Annotated in this window: 16 protein-coding genes; 6 read left to right on the plus strand and 10 right to left on the minus strand. The window is 70.0% G+C overall.

The window, feature by feature from the left end; all coding sequences use genetic code 11:
- Positions 1 to 26 precede the first annotated feature (26 nt).
- Positions 27 to 1,634 carry an AMP-binding protein gene (locus FB559_RS21935; RefSeq protein ID WP_141957382.1) on the minus strand — a complete coding sequence of 536 codons (1,608 nt, stop codon included), beginning with the start codon at positions 1,632 to 1,634 and terminating at the stop codon, positions 27 to 29.
- A gap of 186 nt (positions 1,635 to 1,820) precedes the next feature.
- Between FB559_RS21935 and FB559_RS21940 the strand changes: the two genes are divergently transcribed.
- Positions 1,821 to 2,642, plus strand: a complete 822-nt coding sequence (locus tag FB559_RS21940) for an enoyl-CoA hydratase family protein (RefSeq protein ID WP_141957383.1) — start codon at positions 1,821 to 1,823, stop codon at positions 2,640 to 2,642.
- Between the two features lie 484 nt (positions 2,643 to 3,126).
- Here FB559_RS21940 and FB559_RS21945 read toward each other — a convergent pair whose 3' ends face one another.
- Positions 3,127 to 5,481, minus strand: a complete 2,355-nt coding sequence (locus FB559_RS21945) for a bifunctional salicylyl-CoA 5-hydroxylase/oxidoreductase (protein WP_141961846.1) — start codon at positions 5,479 to 5,481, stop codon at positions 3,127 to 3,129.
- Between the two features lie 122 nt (positions 5,482 to 5,603).
- On the opposite strand from FB559_RS21945, the gene FB559_RS21950 reads away from it, so the two are divergent.
- Together FB559_RS21950 and FB559_RS21955 are read left to right on the plus strand one after the other, a co-directional pair.
- A complete protein-coding gene (locus tag FB559_RS21950; protein WP_141957384.1) occupies positions 5,604 to 6,359 on the plus strand; it encodes an SDR family NAD(P)-dependent oxidoreductase in 756 nt (251 codons plus the stop codon).
- Complete coding sequence (locus tag FB559_RS21955) at positions 6,356 to 6,754, plus strand: RidA family protein (RefSeq protein ID WP_185792335.1); 399 nt, start codon at positions 6,356 to 6,358, stop codon at positions 6,752 to 6,754. Before FB559_RS21950 ends, FB559_RS21955 begins: the two co-directional genes overlap by 4 nt.
- Here FB559_RS21955 and FB559_RS21960 read toward each other — a convergent pair.
- From FB559_RS21960 to FB559_RS21980, 5 genes are all read right to left on the minus strand, one after another.
- Positions 6,744 to 7,586, minus strand: a complete 843-nt coding sequence (locus FB559_RS21960; RefSeq protein WP_141957385.1) for a PaaX family transcriptional regulator — start codon at positions 7,584 to 7,586, stop codon at positions 6,744 to 6,746. The genes FB559_RS21955 and FB559_RS21960 overlap by 11 nt on opposite strands.
- 33 nt (positions 7,587 to 7,619) lie before the next feature.
- Positions 7,620 to 7,997: a hypothetical protein gene (locus FB559_RS21965; protein ID WP_141957386.1), complete on the minus strand. Its 378-nt coding sequence runs from the start codon at positions 7,995 to 7,997 to the stop codon at positions 7,620 to 7,622.
- Positions 7,998 to 8,103: 106 nt separating this feature from the next.
- A complete protein-coding gene (locus FB559_RS21970; protein ID WP_141957387.1) occupies positions 8,104 to 9,666 on the minus strand; it encodes a sulfatase family protein in 1,563 nt (520 codons plus the stop codon).
- The gene (locus tag FB559_RS21975) at positions 9,667 to 10,746 is read right to left on the minus strand and encodes a hypothetical protein (RefSeq protein ID WP_141957388.1); all 1,080 of its coding nucleotides are present in this window, start codon (positions 10,744 to 10,746) and stop codon (positions 9,667 to 9,669) included.
- 204 nt (positions 10,747 to 10,950) lie between these two features.
- Complete coding sequence (locus tag FB559_RS21980; protein WP_141957389.1) at positions 10,951 to 12,273, minus strand: RICIN domain-containing protein; 1,323 nt, start codon at positions 12,271 to 12,273, stop codon at positions 10,951 to 10,953.
- Between the two features lie 204 nt (positions 12,274 to 12,477).
- Between FB559_RS21980 and FB559_RS46260 the strand changes: the two genes are divergently transcribed.
- Positions 12,478 to 12,603, plus strand: a complete 126-nt coding sequence (locus FB559_RS46260) for a hypothetical protein (RefSeq protein ID WP_281286278.1) — start codon at positions 12,478 to 12,480, stop codon at positions 12,601 to 12,603.
- Positions 12,600 to 14,207 (plus strand): amidohydrolase, encoded by a 1,608-nt coding sequence (locus FB559_RS21985; protein WP_221640123.1) that lies wholly within the window; start codon positions 12,600 to 12,602, stop codon positions 14,205 to 14,207. The genes FB559_RS46260 and FB559_RS21985 overlap by 4 nt, the downstream gene beginning before the upstream one ends.
- Positions 14,208 to 14,459: 252 nt before the next feature.
- On the opposite strand, the gene FB559_RS21990 is transcribed toward FB559_RS21985, so the two are convergent.
- Both FB559_RS21990 and FB559_RS21995 read right to left on the minus strand, forming a co-directional pair.
- On the minus strand, positions 14,460 to 14,717 hold the full coding sequence (locus FB559_RS21990; protein WP_141957390.1) for a hypothetical protein: 258 nt from the start codon (positions 14,715 to 14,717) through the stop codon (positions 14,460 to 14,462).
- On the minus strand, positions 14,714 to 15,013 hold the full coding sequence (locus tag FB559_RS21995; protein WP_141957391.1) for a DUF6247 family protein: 300 nt from the start codon (positions 15,011 to 15,013) through the stop codon (positions 14,714 to 14,716). The genes FB559_RS21990 and FB559_RS21995 overlap by 4 nt, the downstream gene beginning before the upstream one ends.
- Positions 15,014 to 15,236: 223 nt before the next feature.
- Between FB559_RS21995 and FB559_RS22000 the strand changes: the two genes are divergently transcribed.
- Positions 15,237 to 18,077, plus strand: a complete 2,841-nt coding sequence (locus tag FB559_RS22000) for an eCIS core domain-containing protein (RefSeq protein ID WP_141957392.1) — start codon at positions 15,237 to 15,239, stop codon at positions 18,075 to 18,077.
- Positions 18,078 to 18,204: 127 nt separating this feature from the next.
- Here FB559_RS22000 and FB559_RS22005 read toward each other — a convergent pair whose 3' ends face one another.
- A complete protein-coding gene (locus FB559_RS22005) occupies positions 18,205 to 19,218 on the minus strand; it encodes a DUF2637 domain-containing protein (protein WP_141957393.1) in 1,014 nt (337 codons plus the stop codon).
- Between the last annotated feature and the right edge of the window lie 57 nt (positions 19,219 to 19,275).

The following is a 19,275-nucleotide window of genomic DNA, read 5'->3' on the forward strand; positions in this document are numbered from 1 at the left end:
AGGGAGTCTGGATCCTAGAGTCGTCTCTAGGTCAAGCCGGCGGCGAGATCGCGGAGGCGGTAGCGCTGGAGCTTGCCGCTGGCCGTCTTCGGCAGCGACGCGGCGAACTCGATCCGGCGCGGGTACTTGTACGGCGCGATGACCGCCTTCACGTGGGACTGCAGCTCGGCGACCTTGGCCGCGTCGCCGGTCACTCCGTCGCGCAGGACGACGAACGCCTGGACGACCGAGCCGCGATCGAGGTCCGGCGCCGCGACCACGGCCGTCTCCATGACATCGGGGTGGCCGAGCAGCGCCTGCTCCACCTCCGGGCCGGCGATGTTGTACCCGGCCGAGATGATCATGTCGTCGCTGCGGGCCTGGAACCAGTAGTAGCCGTCGGCGTCGCGGATGTAGGTGTCACCGGTGATGTTCCAGCCGCCCTGGGAGTACGCCTGCTGGCGGTCGCCGGACAGGTAGCGGCAGCCGGTCGGCCCGGTGACGGCCAGCCGGCCGGGCACGCCGTCGGGCACCGGCGAGCCCTCCTCGTCGAGCACGGCGGCCCGGTAGCCCGGCACCACCCGGCCGGTCGAGCCCGGCCGGATGTCGTCGTCGGCGGCGGAGATGAACACGTGCAGCATCTCGGTGCCGCCGATCCCGTCGATGATCCGGATCCCGGTGGCGCGGTGGAACTCGTCCCATACGGCAGGCGGAAGGTGCTCGCCGGCCGACACACAGCGCCGCAGCCCGGTGAGTGCGGGTGCCTTCCCCGCCGCCAGCATCGCCCGGTACGCGGTCGGCGCGGTGAACAGCGCGGTCACCCCGTGTGCGGCGATCGCGTCGGCGAGCTCGGAGGCGCTCGCCCGCTCCAGGAGCAGCGAGGACGCGCCGGCCCGCAGCGGGAAGACCACGAGCCCGCCGAGGCCGAAGGTGAAGCCGATGGGCGGCGTGCCGGTGAAGACGTCGTCCGGTCGCGGCGCGACCACCCGGGCGGAGAACGTGTCGGCGATGGCGATCACGTCGCGGTGGAAGTGCATGGTGGCCTTGGGCCGCCCGGTGGTGCCGGAGGTGGGGGCCAGGAGGGCGACGTCGTCGGCGGCGGTCGGGACCGCGGGGAACGGCGCGGGTTTCGCGGCGCACCGCGCCTCCAGCTCCCCGCCGTACACCAGGAGGGGAAGCGCGGGCGCCGCGGTCGCCAGGTCCTCGGTGAACCGGTGGTCGCAGATGGCGAGGTCCGGCTCGGTGATCTCGACCAGCGCGGCGATCTCCACCGGCCGCAGCAGCGGCATCGTGGTCACCACGACCCCGCCGGCCTTGAGCACGGCCAGCCACGCCGCGACCAGCCACGGGTTGTTCGGGCCGCGGAGCAGCACGCGGTTCCCCGGCACCAGGCCGTGGTCCTCGACCAGCACCCACGCGAGCTGGTCCACCCGCCGCAGCAGGTCACCGTACGTCCAGGTCTCCGACGGCGTACGCAGGCACGGGCGGTCGGCGCCGAAGCGGCGCACCGACGCGTCCAGCAGCTCCTCGGCGCAGTTCAGCCGCTCGGGATAGGTCAGCTCGGGCAGGTCGAAGTGCAGCTCCGGCCACTGATCGACGGGGGGAAGGCGATCACGGCAGAAGGTGTCGACGTGTGCCGAGGGGGAGAGCGGCATCGCGAGCACCTCTTCCCGGAATGTCCGACTATGCGTACCAGTATTCACTTTCTCTGACGACAGTCAATAGTCCGCGATATGCCGTGATAATCTGCGTCGATATACGTGGCCCGGCGGCTTGGAGGCGGTAGCCATCGCGAGCGAGGCGAACGATCCAGTAGACGCGGCTCCGACGATGGAGGCCTCATGAGTCCGTACCGCGGATCCGTTCCGCTGACCGAGGACTGGCGGCACTTCCGGCTCGAGCGGGCGGACGGCGTCGCGACCGTGACCCTCGACCGCCCGGACAAGCTCAACGCGCTGACCTTCGAGGCGTACGCCGACCTGCGCGACCTGCTCGCCGAGCTGCCGCAGCGCGGTGACACGCGCGTCCTGGTGCTGCGCGGCGAGGGGCGGGCGTTCTGTTCGGGCGGCGACGTCAACGAGATCATCGGCGAGACGCTGAAGATGGGCTCGCGTGAACTGCTGGAGTTCACCCGGATGACCGGCGAGGTCATCCGCGCGATGCGGGAGTGCCCGATCCCCATCATCGTCGCCCTGCACGGCATGGCCGCGGGCGCCGGTTCGGTCATCGCGCTGGCCGCCGACTTCCGCGTCGCGACCCCTGCCGCGCGCTTCGCGTTCCTGTTCACCAAGGTCGGGCTCTCCGGCGCGGACATGGGCGCCGCCTACCTCCTGCCCCGGCTGGTCGGACTAGGCCACGCGACCCGGCTGCTGATGCTCGGTGACACCATCGGCGCCGAGGAGGCCGAGCGCATCGGCCTGATCAGCAGCCTGGTCGAGGACCTGGACGGCGCCGTCGGCGAGCTGGCGGCACGCCTGGCGAGCGGCCCCGCCCAGGCGTACGCGCAGACCAAGTCACTGCTCACCCGCGAACAGGACATGAGCCTGTCCGGCGCACTGGAGCTCGACGCGATGACCCAGGCACTGCTGATGAACGGCCAGGACTACGCGGAGTTCCACGCTGCGTTCAACGCAGGACGCCAGCCCCGCTGGCAGGGCCGCTAGACCCCGCCCGTTCACGCCCCGCCGGTCCGCGCCGCGCCGGTCCGCGCGTCGCTCGTCCGCGCGGTCATCACGCCGCCCCCCGCCCGTCCGCGCCCGCCCCGTCCGTTCAGGCCCTGCCCGCCCGTCCGCGCCCGGTCCGTTCAGGCCCTGCTCGTCCACGCCCCGCCCGTCCGCGCCCGGTCCGTTCAGGCCCTGCTCGTCCGCGCCCCGCCCGTCCGCGCCCGGTCCGTTCAGGCCCTGCTCGTCCGCGCCCCGCCCGTCCGCGCCCGGTCCGTTCAGGCCCTGCTCGTCCGCGCCCCGCCCGTCCGCGCCCGGTCCGTTCAGGCCCTCCTCGTCCGCGCCCCGCCCGTCCGCGCCCGGTCCGTTCAGGCCCTGCTCGTCCGCGCCCCGCCGGTCCGCGCCCCGCCCGTTCACGCCCCGCCCGCCCTGGGGGCGCCGACCCCACTTCTATTGTCCAGGGCTCGGCAAAGGTGCTGGTAGACCCTCAGGACGGGTGTGGATAACTCGGTCGCCAGCGCGCGTGTGCCGTCTTCCGGGTGCCTTCGCGGATCAGCTGGAGTCGCGGTCGCGGGCCCTCGGCGCGGCCGCCCTGCGGTGGGCGGCTGCCCGCGGCGTACGGGTCCGGCCACCGGGCGCCGGGTCCCGCGTAACCCTGCTCGGCCGCCGCGTGCAGGGTCCACTGCGGGTCGTGCAGGTGCGTACGGCCGAGTGCGCACAGGTCGGCGCGGCCGGCCATGATGATGGAGTTCACGTCGTCGTAGGAGGAGATCGCGCCGACCGCGATCACCGCGGTGCCGTACTTGCGGCCGATCTCGTTCCGGATCCGGTCGGCGTACGGGGTCTGGTAGCTGCGCCCGAACGCCGGCGTCTCCTCGCTGACGACCTGCCCGGTCGAGACGTCGATGCCCGCGGCGCCGTGCTCGGCGAACGCCCGCGCGATCTCCACGGAGTCCTCCGCGTCGATCCCGCCGTCGTACCAGTCGGTCGCCGAGATCCGTACGGTGATCGGTCCAGGGAAGACCTCGCGTACGGCGTCGAAGACCTCCAGCGGGTAGCGGAGCCGGGCGGCGAAAGAGCCGCCATAGGCGTCCGTACGCCGGTTCGTCAGCGGCGACAGGAACGACGACAGCAGGTAGCCGTGCGCGCAGTGCAGCTCCAGCAGGTCGAAGCCCGCACGCGCCCCGGCCCGCGCCGAGGCGACGAACTGCTCGCGGATGACGGCGAGCTCGTCCACGCTCAGCGAACGCGGCGTCTGGTTCACCGCCGAGTAGGGGATCGCCGAGGGGCCGCAGACCTCCCAGTTGCCCTCCGGCAGCGGCTGGTCGATGCCCTCCCACATCAGCCGCGTCGAGCCCTTACGCCCGGAGTGCCCTAGTTGCAGGCCGATCTTCGCCGACGTCGAGGCGTGCACGAAGTCCACCACGCGACGCCAGCCGTCCTCGTGCGACGGCGCGTACATGCCCGTACAGCCCGGCGTGATCCGGCCTTCCGGCGACACGCACACCATCTCGGTCATCACCAGCCCGGCCCCGCCGAGCGCCTTGCCGCCCAGGTGCACGAGGTGGAAGTCGCCCGGCACGCCGTCACGGGCGGAGTACATGTCCATCGGGGAGACGATCACGCGGTTGGCCAGCTCCAGCCCGCCCAGCCGGAACGGCTGGAACATCGGCGGCCGTACGTCCGGCAGGCCCGTCGCGAACCAGCGGTCCAGGTCCGCGACGAACTCCGGGTCGCGCATCCGCAGATTGTCATAGGTCACGCGGCGGCTGCGCGTGACGATGTTGAACGCGAACTGCCGCGGATCCTGCTCGGTGTACTGGCCGATGTTCTCGAACCACTCCAGGCTCGCCTGGGCGGCACGCTGGGTCGAGGCGACCACGGGCCGGCGCTCGCTCTCGTACGCGGTCAGGGCCTCCCGTACGCCGGGCTGCTCGTGCAGGCAGGCGGCCAGGGCCAGGGCGTCCTCCATGGCGAGCTTCGTGCCGGACCCGATGGAGAAGTGCGCGGTGTGCGCGGCGTCACCGAGCAGTACGACGTTGCCGTGGTGCCAGGTCTCGCAGCGTACGGCCGTGAAGCTCGTCCACCGGGAGTTGTTGGCGAAGACCTGGTGACCCTCCAGCACCTCGGCGCACAGCGAGCGGATCAACTCGATGGACCGCTCGTCGCTCTGGCCCGGGGCCAGTCCCGAGGCGGTGCTGAAGCCCGCACGCCGCCAGACGTCGTCGTGGACCTCCAGGATGAAGGTGCTCGCGTCGCGGCCGTACGGGTAGCCGTGGATCTGCATGACCCCGGCCGGGGTGTCGAGGATGTGGAACTTGAAGGCGTCGAAGACCAGGTCGGTGCCCAGCCAGATGTACTTGCAGCGCCGCGTCTCCAAGCGAGGCTCGAACGTCGAGGCGTACCGGGCGCGCGCCGTGGAGTTCACCCCGTCGGCCGCGACCACCAGGTCGTGCTCCTCCGACAGCAGCGCCACGTCGGGGGCCTCGGTGCGGTAGTGGACGGTGATCCCGAGACTCGCGCACCGGGCCTGGAGGATGCCGAGCAGCCGCTTGCGGCTCATCGCCGCGAACCCGTGGCCGCCGGAGGTGAACACCGTGTCCCGGTAGTGCACGTCGATGTCGTCCCACCGGGCGAACTCCTGCCGCATGGCCTCGAAGATCTCGGTGTCGGCGTGCTCGATGCCGCCGAGCGTCTCGTCGGAGAAGACCACGCCGAAGCCGAACGTGTCGTCCGGGGCGTTGCGCTCCCAGACGGTGATCTCGTGCCGGGAGTCGAGCTGCTTGGCCAGGGCCGCGAAGTACAGGCCGCCGGGGCCGCCGCCGAGCACCGCGATGCGCACGCCGCCCATCTCCTCCCACATCAAGGTACGCATCGAGGGTATGTCGGAATTCGTACGACCGTCAATCAGACAATATATTGCGTTCTGTTGACGACCGTAACGATGGTTGCCACGCTGTGATCATGACAGCCAGAACGTGCTTGGTCACCGGAGCCGGTCGCGGCATCGGCGGCGTCATCGCGGCCCGGCTCTCCGCCGACGGGCACCGGGTCGCGCTCAACGCCCGTGGCCGCGAGGGGCTCGAGGCCGTCGCCGGGACGCTGCCGGGCCCGTCGCTGGCCGTGCCCGGCGACGTCACCGACCCGGCCGCCGTGGACGAGGTGTTCGGGGCCGTCGAACGCGAGTGGGGGCCGGTCGAGGTGCTCGTGCTGAACGCGGGCACCGGTGTCTCGGCGCCGCTCGCCCGTACGACCGACGAGGACTGGCAGCACATGCTCGACCTCAACCTCACCGCGCCGTTCCGGTTCCTGCGCCGCGCGGTGCCCGCGATGACCGAGCGAGGCTGGGGCCGCGTCGTGGTGATCGCGTCGGTCGCCGCCAAGCGTGGCGCGCCGTACATCAGCGCGTACGCCGCCGCCAAGCACGGCGTGCTGGGCCTCGTGCGTTCCGCCGCAGCGGAGCTGGCCGGCACCGGCGTCACCGTGAACGCGATCTGCCCCGGTTACGTGGACACGCCGATGACCGGGCACACGGTGGCCGGCATCGCCGCCAAGACGGGCCGTACGGAGGAGCAGGCGCGTGCGGCGCTGGTGAGGCAGCAGCCGATCGGCCGGCTGATCACGACCGGCGAGGTCGCGGACGCGGTCGACCTGTGCGTACGCAGCGCCGCCATCACGGGTCAGGGCATCAACGTCGACGGAGGTGCGGTGCAGTCATGATCGAGAGGATCAATCCGCCGGAGCTGGGACGTCCCTCCGGCTTCTCGCACGCGGTCGTCACAGACGCGCACCGGATGGTGTTCCTGGCCGGGCAGACCGCGCTGGACGCGGACGGCCGGATCGTCGGCGACGGCGTCGTCGGGCAGTTCGAGCAGGCCCTGAGCAACGTGCTCACCGCGCTCGCCGCGGCGGGAGGGAGCCCACCCGACCTGGTCGGCATGACCGTCTACATCGTCGACATGGACGACTACCGCGCGCACGCCAGGGAGATCGGCGCCGTGTGGCGCAGGCTCGCCGGCACGGACTACCCGGCGATGGCCGGTATCGGCGTGAGCCGTCTGTGGGATGCCGAGGCGCTGGTCGAGGTGCAGGGCGTCGCCGCGCTCACCCGGTGATCATGCCGGCGACGTACCCGCGCGCGGACTCCTCTAGCCGCGACCTGAGGCTGAAGAACAGATCCGCCGCGCGAATCCCGATCCAGTCCTCGGGGAGGAGCTCGGCGGGCAGGCCGGGGTCGAGATAGGGCAGGCGCCGCCAGTCGGTGAGCACCCGCACGTAGTCGGCGAACGCCTCGCGCGCCTGCGGCGTGCCGCGCCGCCGCCGGGCGGGCGTGTGCGCGTCGAGGAACTCCCGGTAGTGGAGTTCGAGCTCGTCCAGGTCCCACCAGGCGCGTACCTTGGCGGCGAGGTCGCCGAACGCGAGGTGGTCGCCGCGGAACAGGTCGGCGTAGGAGTCGAGCTCGAACCGCCGCAGCATGTCGGTGGTCGCGTCGTGCAGATGCGCCGGCGCGATCCACACGCCCGGCGCGGCGGTGCCGAACCCCAGCCTGGTCAGCTGCGAGCGCAGGATGTGCCGCTTGTGGCGTTCGGTCTCGGGCACCGAGAACACGGCCAGCATCCAGCCGTCGGCCAGCGTCGCCCGCTCGCGCCGGAAGATGCGGTCGTCACCCTCACGCAGGATGGCCAGGGCGTCGTCGGACAGCTCGTAGCCGGCCGCGCCGCCGTGCCGCCGCGCGACGAGGATGCCACGCCGCTTGAGGCGTGAGATCGATGAGCGCACCGCCGGCTCGTCGACGCGGAGGGCGGCGAGCAGCTCGATCAGCGACGCGACCGAGAGCCAGCCACCATCGGCGCGGGCGTACAGGCCATAGACCGTCACGATGAGATGCCGGGGCTGGGCCGTACGCGGAGCCGCGCCGGCCTCATCCGTCCGCGAGACCGTCGTCACGAGATCACAATATCCACTGGACGGGCGCCGCCGTCAGCCGAGCAGCAGGGTCACCGGGGCGCCGGCTTCCTCCCGGTACGCCTGGACGCTGTAGCCGGTGTCGCGCAGCAGCGTGGTGTACCGGGCGCGGCCGTCCCCGCCCGGCAGCTCGACCATCGCACGGGCCGCCGGCGTGTGGCGCCGGCGGATCGTCGCCCCGTCGTAGTGGTAGAGCCCCCACCGGGCCCACGGGACGTCGGGGGCCGGATCCTCGTGCTGCATCCAGGCCATCCACACGTCGCCGTGGACGTACCAGCAGTGGATCGCGCCCTTGCGCCACGCGCCCTTGTGGCGGATCCAGACCCAGGGGTTCTGAGCCTCGACCCGATGGGAGCCGGACGGGTAGTGATCAAGCTGACGGGCATCGCGCATGGTCAGGCATTCTCGAACACAGGTTCGAATGATCACAAGTTTACACTGGTCAAGACATGATCTGTGCCGCCTGACGGAACACGATCAACTCAGCGGATGCCGTTGGTCACGGGGCGTCCTCGGCGGCGACGCAGGTCTTCCCCGCGCACTTGCGCAACGCGCGTACGCGGGCCGAGAACTTCGCGATCAGTGCCTGGATCGGTGGTGAACGGTCCGCCGCGAGATTGTGCATCTCGTTCGGATCGGTCGCCAGGTCGTACAGCTCGCGTTCCTTGGTGGAGTACTCGACGTAGAAGTACCGGCCGGTGTCCAGCCCCTCGTACGGCGCGAGGTAGAAACTCTCGCGCGTCGACGGGGACAGGAGTTCGGGTGGCTCGAGCACCCCGTTCTTGGGCGGCTTGAGCGGTGGCTGCGTGCCCGGCCCGTGCCCGTGCTCCAGCAGGAACACCTGCCGCCACGTCTTCGGCGTGCCCGGCCGCATCAAGGGCGCCAGCGACCGGCCGTCGACGAATCCCGGGCTCTTCACCCCGGCCAGGTCGGCGATCGTCGGGGCCACGTCGACGTTGCCGGCGAGCTTGTCGACGGTGCGCCCGGCGGGCACCCCCGGGCCGCGCACGACGAACGGGACGCGGGTGTCCTCCACGTACGCGGTGTTCTTCCCCGGCGGCATCCGATGCTGGCCGATGTGGAAGCCGTTGTCGGAGGTGAAGACGAAGTAGGTGTTGTCCAGCCGCCCCGACTGCTTCAGCGTGTTGACCAGGTCGCCGATCATGTCGTCGACGGACTGCAGCGACCGCAGCCGGTTGCGGTAGAGCGAGTCCCAGGTCTTCGCCTCGGCCTTGGACACCGGCGGCAGGCGGCGTACCTCGGTGGGCTTGCCGGTGAGGTCCTTCTCGTTGTACGAGGGCGTGCGCGGCGCCTTGACGCCCTTGAACAGCTTGGCATGCCGCGGCGCCGGGGTGGCCGGGGCGTGCGGGTTGTAGACGCCCAGGTAGGCGAAGAACGGCTTCGGTGAGGGCGCGCTGATGAACTTGCGCGCCTTCAGGTTGAGCACGTCGGTCAGGTAGTCGCTCGCCTTGTGCCCGTGCGACTCCAGCTTGCCGTTGTCGTTGAGCGTGTAGTTGAACTGGCGGTACGGCGAGCCCGAGGCCGGGACGTCCCAGGTGGTCCAGCCGGGCGGGATGTACTTCTTGCCGACCGGGGCCTGCTCCGGATAGCCGTTGAGGTACTTGCCGAAGAGCCCGGTGCGGTACCCCGCGCCCTTCAGCCACGTGGCGATGGTGGAGTCCTCGAGACCCTTGCCGTAGAAACGGCCGAAGCCGCCGTTGGGCGCGGTGTTGCTCCACACCGTCGTGTTGTGCGCGTACTGCCCGCGCAGCGTGGTCGACCGCGACGGGCAGCACCACGACACGCTCACGTTGTAGTCGGACAGCGTGGTGCCCTGGTCGGTGATCAGCGACTTGAGGTTCGGCATCACCGAGGTCTCGGCGGAGTCCAGGTCGTCGGTGAGCAGGAACACGAAGTTGGGCCGTGCGGTGGGTCCCGCGGGCGTGGAGGCCGTCGCGTGTGCGGTACGGGCGGACGGGGGCCGGGTGTGGGCGTTGGAAGTGGCGGCGCAGCCGGTGATGGCGAGCAGGGCCAGGGCGGCCGCGAGCAGACGACGACTCACCTACGAGCCCATCGCCTTCCCGTTGCCCACCGCGAGGAGGGCCGCCGCGCCTGCGGCACCGACCTCCTCGACCGTCGGCGGGTCGACGTCCTCCCGCTCCGGCTCGGAGCGCAGGTCCGCGACGTCCCCGACGACGGTCACGCCGCTGTCCAGCAGGTCGGCGACGTCCTCGGAGCTCCATTCCGCGACGCACGAGCGCCAGCGCACCGGGATGGTGATCCGGGGCCCGCGCTCGGCGCGCGGCTGGAAACCGTCGGTCAGGATCGCGTCGCGCAGCCGCCGCGCCTGGTCCGAGGGCCAGCCGGCCGTGGCCAGGGCCGAGTTGAGGGAGGTGAGGACGACGGCCTCGGGGGCGGTCAGCCCGGTGTGCACCGGACGGGCCGCGTCGTTGGTGTCGGAGGAACGGAAGGTGAGGCCGGGCACGCCGATGGCCGCAGCGAAGCGCGTCCACAACAGCTCCGGCGGCCGTCCCGGGCTCGTCACCACGCGTACGCGGGAGCCACCGACCTCACGCGCCCACCGGCGTGAGAGACGGCCTATCGCGAACGCCCGCCACAGGTGCAGGTCGACGTCCTCCTCGATCCGCGCCTTCGGCAGGCGCCTCTGCTGTCCCAGCATGTCGATGTAGCGCTCGAATCCCAAGCGCCGGCCGTTACGAACATGCTGCTGCCACAGGGACGGCAGCGATCTGCTCAGGCTTCGCGCGGTCACCACCACCTCGACGTCACCCACACCGAGCCGGTCGAGCAGGGTGCGGATGCCGGGCGCGCGGATCACCGAAAGCGCTTCGGCTGAGAGCAACACCGTTCCCTTCGTGCGTGCGACCTGGCGTTCGAGGGCCTTCCAGGCCCCTTTCTCCGCCGTCGCGCGCTGTTCGGACACCCAGGGGTACTCCGGTCCGAGCAGCCCGTAGGAGGCCCATTCGTGGTTCTCGGTACGACGGCGCCGCTTGCCGGCCGGTGACACCGGATAGACGATGCCCGCCTCGGCCAGTTCCTCGGCGCCGCTCGCGATGAGCTCCTGGAGGTACGTCGTGCCGGATTTCTGCAGGCCTATATGCAAGATCAGCCGGGATGCCATCCGCCACCGTTCTCCGCAAAAGTGTGGTCAAGGGATGGCAAATGACCCTAGACGGCCCGCATGTCACAGGTCGTAGCTGCGCCGGAAGCACGGAATGAACAGATCGTGACGAACAACGGGCCTGGGGATGGCCGATGGCTTGACATCGTCTGATGGCCTTCCCCGCATTGCTGGGAAAGGCCATCAGACGATCGCGTCAATCGGTCAGGACTGCGCCACGAGCTTGAAGGACTGGGACGCGGCCCCGGAGCACTTCGCCTGCTGTAGCTGAACACTGTCGGCCGTCGATGATCCCGGCACGGTCAGGCACTCCATATGTCCTTGTCCGGCAGCGCTGTTGCGGTTGACGATGTGGTAGGCGCCGCTGCTTTCCGGCACCAGTTGCCACTGCTGGTTCTTGCCACCGCTGTAGGTCCACAACTGGATCGGCGCGTTGTCGGCCGTGGACTTGTTGGTCACGTCGAGGGATTCGACGGGGTTGTTGCGGTTGTTGATCCGCAGATATGGACCGTCGACGTACTGGAACTGGAAGTTCTGCGCCGTACTGCTGTTGCACGTGTACTGCTGGATCACAGTGCCGCTCGTGGTCCCCGCTCCACGGGCGTCCACGCATTTACCGTTCGTGGCGTTGACCACGGTGAACCAGCTGCTCTGGGAGACCTGGTCGGTCGACTGGTCGCTCTGCGCGCCGCCGCCGAGCCACAGCAGCCCGTCGATGATGAACGCGTCCTGGCTCGGGCTCGCGAAAGTCGACGACGTCGGGATGTTGGCCGTGTAGTTCATGTCGTTGTGGCCGAAGTTCGCGTACAGCATCTTGTAGTTCTTGTTGGTCCACAGGATCGGGTAGTAGCCGCCCGTCCAGGACTGGCTGGAGTCGGTGCCCAGGGGGAAGCTCGCCGGATCGACCGAGGCGAGAATGTCGATGTTGGAATTCTGCCGCAGGTCGTGCTGCCAGCTGTACCACTCGCTGGACCCGGAGGTGAATTTCGCCGGCACCCGGCGCATCGCGGGCTGGCTAGGGTCGTCGTTGTCGAGGATGGCCGTCGCCGGGCCCCAGGTGTTCGTCTCGAAGTTGCCGGTGCCGAGGAACTGGTTGTAGAACCAGTCCCATTCCGATCCGTTGGTCGTGAACGCGGAGACGTGGAATCCGAAGAACGCACCGCCGTTCTGCATGTACTTCTGGAAGCCGGTCCGCTGCGCGGCGCTGTGCGGCGCGTCGTCGAGGAACATCACCACTTGGTACTGCGATGCGGTGAGGGTGTTCAGCATGTCCCAGTTGGTCGTCGCCGTGAATGTGAAGTTGTTCTGGCTGCCGGCCTTCGGGAACCACGTTCTGGCTTCGGTCTCGAAACTCACGTGCGCCGCGTCGCCTTCGGCGGGGCCGGTGTAGAAGGCGAGAACCTTGAATGGAGCGGCCGCGGCGGCCTTGGACTGCCGCACGGCCTGGGCGGATGCCGGTGCGGCGATCAGAAGAAGCAGTGAGACGACGAGCGCGAATATCTTTGCCGGTCTGTACCCAGCATTCATCCGTACCTGTCCTTTCCTCGGTGTTCTTTCCACTGGCGGGTGGAGGAATGTGATGGCCGACGAGATTGCCTCAGATCGGCTGACAGGGCTTTGGTAAGGTTTCTTTACTATGCGGCACGGCTCCAACCAAGCACAGCGGAGGAGCCGATTCAAGACCCGGGATCGGAGGACTTTACAAGAGACCTTTCAACCCCAGGTGGCGACGTGTTGATCGCGGTGGCCTCGTCGCCCGGCCCGCCGTACGGGGTGATCGGCCTGATCGTGAACGCGTGCGTGTCGTACGCTCGGCCCGACGTTCGGGTCGTTGCCACCGCGGGGGAGACGTCGTGATCTTCGAGTCCATGCCGGTGCTGTTCCACGCCGCCCACATCGTGTCGCAGCAGGGCGGCCCGGAGCCCGAGGCGTTCGCCGTCGACGCGGGCCGGATCCGCGCGGTCGGGGACCTGGCCTCACTCCGCGACCGTTTTCCGCGCGCCGAGGAGGTGGACCTCGGTGCGTCGACGGTCATCCCGGGCCTGCACGACGCGCACATCCACCTCGCCAACGCGGCCGAGGACCTGCTCCATCTCGACCTGTCGGCCGCGACGGTGAACGACGTGGGAGACCTGCTGGCCCGCGTCGGCGCGGAGGCGGCCGCCGCCGGGCCTGGCGCCTGGATCCGCGGTAGCCGCTACGACGACGCCAAGACCGGCCGGCTCACCCGAGCGGACCTGGACCGGGTCGCCCCGGACAACCCCGCGATCGTCGTGCAGGTCGCGGGGCACTGGGGCGTCGTGAACTCCCGCGCCCTGCGCGAGCTGGGCATCGACGAGTCCTCGTCGCCCCCGCCCGGCGGCGAGTACGGCCGGGACGAGGACGGCCGCCTGAACGGCCGGCTGGTCGAACGCGCCCTGATGAACGTCCTGTACCCGGCGACGGCGCGCGGCGAGTCGCCGCTGCCGGTGAGCGCGCCGGATGACCTGCTCCGCGGCCTGACCCGCGCCGTCGGCCGGTGGCACGCGGCAGGTCTGACGTCGATCTGCGACGCGCTGATCGCCCCGAGCGACGTGGCGCTGCTGCGGCGCGCCCGCGACGAGGGCCTGCTGACGATGCGGGTGGGCATGCTGCTGTCGATCGACCACTACGCGAAGGCGCGCGCCCTGGGAGTCGGCAGCGGCTTCGGCGACGACCTGCTGCGGTTCGTCGGCGTCAAGGCGTTCGTCGACGGCGCCATCGGCGGCCGTACGTGCCTGCTGTCCGAGCCGTACGCCGACACGGGTGGCCACGGGCTGCAGACGACGCCCACGGACGAGCTGTTCGAGGCCGTACGCACCGTGCACGGAGACGGCAACCGCATCGGCGTGCACGCGAACGGCGACGCGGCCATCCGCCTGGTCCTGGACGCGTTCGAGACCGCGCAGCGTGAGCAGCCGAGGCCGGGGTTGCGGCATCGCATCGAGCACTGCTCGGTGATCGACCCGGACATCCTGTCCCGGATGAAGGCACTGGGCGCGATCGCCGTACCGTTCGCCGGATATGTGGCCTACCACGGGGGCGCGCTGAACACCTGGTACGGCGCCTCGCGTACGGAGTGGATGTTCGCCCACCGGTCCTTCCTGGACGCGGGCATCACCGTCGCCGGATCCTCGGACTACCCCTGCGGCCCGTACGAGCCGCTGCTGGGCATCCAGTCGATGGTCACCCGCACGGGGTCGGACGACGGCGAGCAGGTCGGCCCGTCGCAGCGGGTCAGCGCGGAGGAGGCCCTGCGAATCTTCACGCTGGGCTCGGCCGCGGCGGAGGGAGCCGAGGAGTCCAGGGGACGCCTGGCCCCGGGCTACCTTGCCGACTTCACCATCCTGGGCGAGAACCCCCTGACCATCGACCCGCACGGCATCGCATCAATCCCGGTGAAGGCGACCTACGTCGCCGGCGAACCCGTGTACGCCGCCTGACCCGAGGTCGCGTGCCAGACGGTGATGCTCTCCTCGTAGGACGGCTCGATCATTTGCGGCCAGCGGATGATGCAACGAACTCCGTACCAGCCTTGCCTATCCATGGTCTCCCCCGCCCGCCCCGTTCCGCTGGCATGACCGTAGCCGTGGGTTTCGTCGGCGGGGGCCGTGGTGTTCCACGGGGATGTGACGGTGGCGGCCGGCGGAGGTGATGAGGCGCTGATTTCCGGCGCGGTGCCGCAGCAAGATGTGTCATCCCACCCAGAGGATGTCGACGATCCGCAGCGTCTCGGTCTGGTCGTGGACGACAAAGGTCAGCATCCCCTGGTCGTCCTCACCGAAGAAGGCATGCCGCACCATCGACTGGCCCGGACGTTCCGGCACCGCGTCCCAGGGACTTTCAAGAAGCTGGAGGAGACGCTCGACCAGAGGGCCGTTCCTCACGTGTTCGGGCAACCCGTTCAGCTCGTAGAGAGCACGCCCGTGGAAGCCGTCGAACTTGTAGGTCACACCCGGCCGTCCCAGTCCGGTGGGCTGTACCGGACGAAGGCATCCATGCGCCCCTGAAGAGCGTCCTGGGCGGCTTCCTCGTATCCCGGCCGGTTATAGGCCATCGCGCGCAACCGCCACTGCCTGAGCAGGCTCCGTACCTGTGTGAACCGGGCGAGATCATGCGCGGCGTCGAGCGCCTGGTCGTACTCGGCGCGAAACTGCGGACGATGTGACTCCGGAAGCAGCTCGAAGATCGCGGCCGGGTCGTCCCCCGGGTCTCGCGGTCCGACAGGCTCCAAGAACTCGGCGGTCATACGCTCAATCTACAGCGATCCCTGTCGGAGACAGTGCCCTTCGGTATCAAGCCTGACCAGCCGAAAGAGCTCACCCGCCGGCCCGAGTGACGCCCGCCGGGCAGTCCCCGGGCACTGTCGGCACCCGCAGGAGCAGTCCGGGGCGCGGAGGATCCCTCTATCTTGACCGCGCTCAGACCGTCATGATTCCGAACAAATCATGGCGAGGTGAGAGGGGAACACGGTGGCGAACGACGGCAGGGCGTTAGCACGAGGGATCGCGAACGGGGTCACGGAAGCACTACCCACCTACCTGCGAAAAAGGCTCGAGCGCGGGCTTGGCGCGGATCTGTCGCTGATGCGCGTGCACACCGGGCCGGTCGCGGATCGGCTGGCGCGGACGCTGGGGGCCGAGGCGTTCACGTACGGCTCCGACGTCTTCTTCCGCGACGGTGCCTACGCGCCCGACACCCCGCAGGGGTTATGGCTGCTCGCACACGAGGCCGCGCACGTCGCCCAGCAGGCCGGCGCCAGGAGCCTCGACGACAACACGCACGATGATCCCTGGGAACGCGACGCCGACCGATGCGCCGACCGGATCCTCGCCGGTCGCCGCGCGCCGAGCACCGCGTACGGCCCGCCACGTGTTCCCGTGATCCAGCGCCACGTCTCCTTCGAGCACCGCCTCCTCGGCGACGCGCCGACCGCCGACCTGGTCGCCGTCTCCACGAACGGACCCACGCGAGGGCAGTTCCTCGGCAACCAGATCGAGCTGCTCACCCTGTGGCAGGACGACCCGGAACAGGTCACCGAGAGCGACATCAACGCCAAGTGCCCCTGGATCAGGACGCTGCGCCTCGGACCGGGCAACCTGCTGGTGACGTACGGAGAGCTGAACGCCCTGCCCGACTACCTCGCCGACGCGGGTGCGCTGGACACCGTCGACCCCACGATCGTGCTGCCGATCCTCCAGGTCATCCGGCAGGAGGGCTTCAACCAGCTCACCTCGCTGCTCACCGGCGGCAACCCGAACGTCACCTTCGCGCAGGCCGCCTGCGAGCCGTGGAGCCTGAGCCTGGTCAACAACATCGTCGAGACCACCGCGCTCGACACGCTGACCATCGGTCTCGGCTCCGTGGGACAGAACCACTACCAGGGACTCCTCGCACGCAACGCGTGCCACTTCGCCCCGTTCTCCTGGTACCGCTGGCAGGCGTCCCACCTGATCGCCCGCGACCTGGCCGCGCAGGCGCACGCCACCGGCGACCCCGAGATGGCGCGCCGTGCCTGGGTCCACCACGGGTACGCCGACCATTTCCTGGAGGACTCGTTCGCCGCCGGTCACCTGGTCAACAAGACGCTCATCATGCAGTGGTTCATCGAGTGGGCCGCCCAGCAGACGCTGCTGCCGGTGGCCGACTGGGACGCGATCAAGAACATCACCGAGGCCCGGCAGCCGTCCCTGGCCGGCCGGTGGCTGTACGACCCGTCCTTCGCCGGACCCTCCAACGACCCGCAGACCGACCAGGAGGCCGCGAGCCTCGTCGACCGCGTCGTCGGCAGCGGCATCCTTGCGGACGGTCCCGTCGACCAGCTCGCCGCGTACAAGAACTACCTGACGTTCCTGGCCAGCGCCGTCGCCCAGCTCGGCTCGGCCACGCTGCACGACTACTACAACGACAACTCCGTGTGGGCGAGCTCGGCGGCGAGCACGACGCCGTACGAGCTGTGGGGTGACAGCACCCTGCTGAGCGGCGCCAACGGCGGTGCCGGGGTCCAGGCCACGAGCGAGACGGCGCAGCTGTCGCAGGAAGCGCTGCTGGAGATCCTCGGGACGGGCACCACGTCGATCACGACCGCGCAGATCCGCGCCCACTTCCCCACTAAGGCCGGCCCGGACCGGGACCACCTGCACAGCCTGGAGACCTGGGCCACGACGCAGAAATCCTTCTGCATGGACCGGTTCGGCGAGTTCGGGCCCACGATCAAGACGGCGCTGCTCGGGCTCGCCTCCCCGCGCCTGGGGCTCGTGTCGCAGGACCAGGACTTCACCAGCGTGTGGTCCGCGAGCCTGCCCGGCTCGGGGTTCTACCCGGTGAACTCCCTGTTCCACGGCGACCGGCTCTTCTCCGCCTCCGACGGCTACGTCTACGAGCTCGACCCCCACAGCGGCGCGGTCCTGCACACGCTACGGCTGACGACGGACGGCGACACCACGTCACTGGCCACGAACGGCACGACCCTGTACGCGGGGGTCAGCGGCCACGCGTACGCCATCGCCCTGGACGACTGGAGCGGGTACGCCTGGAAGACGACGCGGAATCTCGGCGGCACCCTGGACGAGCAGGTCAACCTCCTCGTCTCGGGTACGCGGCTGTTCGCCGGCTCGGACGGTTCCGTGTACGAACTGGCCCCCACGACGGGAGCGGTCCTGCACTCGACCGAACTGACCTCCAGCCTGGGCGGCGGCGTCACCCGCGTGTCCACGGACGGGACGTACCTGTTCGCAGGCGTGCACGGCTACGCGTACGGCGTGCGGCTGAGCGACTGGACCACCACCTGGGAGACACCGGACAACCTCGGCGGCACGTTCGCGTACGAGGAGGTCAACGTCTTCGTTTCGGGTACGCGGCTGTTCGCCGGTTCGGACGGCTACGTGTACGAGCTGGCCCCCGCGACCGGCCAGATCCTGCGATCCCTCCAGCTGACCACGGACGTCGGCGGCGACGTGACCCGCATGGCGACGGACGGGACGTACCTGTTCGCGGGCGTGCACGGCTACGCGTACGGCGTGCGGCTGAACGACTGGGGCGATTATGCCTGGAGCCGCTCGGTCGGCGGCACCCTGGCCTACGAGGAGGTGAGCGTCCTCAGCCTCGACGGACGGCTGTTCGCCGGCTCGAACGGTCATGTATACCGGCTGACTCCGGAGACGGGCACGGTCCAGTACGGCCAGCTACTGACGTCCACGGTCGGCGCGGGCGACTACGACACCTCGATCCTCACCGACGGAACCTTCCTGTACGCGGGCGTGCATGGCTACGCGTACAAGGTCCTGGTCACCACCCCGTCGAACGCGACCTGACGAGCATCGCCCGCCGTGCCCGAGCCGCCGTCCTCGGGCACGGTGCCCTTCCGCGGCTTCCCGAAGTCACCCGCGCGTTCATTGAAAGTTCTAGACCACTCGGTCGGGCCGAGCGCGGTCTTCGTGCTCAGCGATAACCGGTCGTGGTGTTCAGTAGTTCTGAGCGGAGGCGCCGGCCGTAGCCGGTGGTGACGTTGAGGCGGCGGGCGAGTTCGGTGCCTGGGATGTCCGGCTCGTTGGCGAGCAGTGCCGCGGCGCGCTGCCGGGCGCTTCCTCCGGAGGCGGTCTTGGGCTCCGGAGCCGTCTCGGCGAACCCTGTCATCTCCGGGTCCACGCGCGGCAGGTCCGGCCTGGTGATGTCCGACGGCTCGGCCACCGGCGGCGGGACGGCCCGCACAGGCGCAGGCACCGCAGGCACCGCAGGCACCGTGGCGAGGCTCGCCGTCAGCGACGGCAGCAGCTCGGCCGGGGCCACCGCCGAGAGCTTCAGGGCCAAGCGGTCCGGGGCCGGGGCGTGGCGGCGCCACCTCCGGCCGTGGGCCATCTCCAGGCGGGCGATCTCGGTGCGGCGTTCGGCCTCCAGTTCCAGGGCCCGCCGGTACGAGGTGATCTCCCACAGGATCATCCGGCGGCGGAGCCGGGCCGTGGACACCGGGGCCAGCAGCCAGCGTGAGCGGCGGACCTTTTCCATCCGGGCGCCGTTGACCAGGCCCACGCGCGCCGCCAGGACATGTCTCGCGTACTCACAGAACAGCACCCACAGTGCCGGCATCGCGGCGTGCGCGATGCGGATCGGTACCGGGCCGCCGGCCTGCCAGTTGAGCCAGATGGTCGCCGCCGTGAAGCCCCAGGGGATCAGCCGCATCGACGGCTTGGCCATGCGCCAGTACGACAGGAGCAGGTCGGCCGCCGAGAAGACCAGGATCGCGACGTCGATGGAGATCGGCACCGCCCACGCCGTGTCGCGGAACCACGGATGCACGTACGCGTACACCGTCTGGAACGACACGTACATGCCGATCAGTGCCAGGGCGAGCATCGCGAGGCCGATCAGGGACACCGCGGCGCGCTCGCCGGTGCTGTCGCCGAGCGCGCGGACCGGCTGTCCGCGGCGTTCCGCGTCCTGGTCGCGGTAGGTCACGACGGGATCCACCTCTCGTTCACGAAGCCTGCGTCGATTCGGACCGAAGGAACGATA

It is taken from the genome of Actinoallomurus bryophytorum (assembly GCF_006716425.1).
Taxonomy (GTDB): domain Bacteria; phylum Actinomycetota; class Actinomycetes; order Streptosporangiales; family Streptosporangiaceae; genus Actinoallomurus; species Actinoallomurus bryophytorum.

Bases quoted from the DNA above. Each gene is read 5' to 3' on its own strand.
- FB559_RS21950 (WP_141957384.1), top strand. From the start codon at position 5,604: ATGACAGCCAGAACGTGCTTGGTCACCGGAGCCGGTCGCGGCATCGGC.
- FB559_RS21995 (WP_141957391.1), bottom strand. From the start codon at position 15,013: ATGACCGCCGAGTTCTTGGAGCCTGTCGGACCGCGAGACCCGGGGGAC.
- FB559_RS21955 (WP_185792335.1), top strand. From the start codon at position 6,356: ATGATCGAGAGGATCAATCCGCCGGAGCTGGGACGTCCCTCCGGCTTC.
- FB559_RS21975 (WP_141957388.1), bottom strand. From the start codon at position 10,746: ATGGCATCCCGGCTGATCTTGCATATAGGCCTGCAGAAATCCGGCACG.
- FB559_RS21940 (WP_141957383.1), top strand. From the start codon at position 1,821: ATGAGTCCGTACCGCGGATCCGTTCCGCTGACCGAGGACTGGCGGCAC.
- FB559_RS21965 (WP_141957386.1), bottom strand. From the start codon at position 7,997: ATGCGCGATGCCCGTCAGCTTGATCACTACCCGTCCGGCTCCCATCGG.
- FB559_RS21980 (WP_141957389.1), bottom strand. From the start codon at position 12,273: ATGAATGCTGGGTACAGACCGGCAAAGATATTCGCGCTCGTCGTCTCA.
- FB559_RS21935 (WP_141957382.1), bottom strand. From the start codon at position 1,634: ATGCCGCTCTCCCCCTCGGCACACGTCGACACCTTCTGCCGTGATCGC.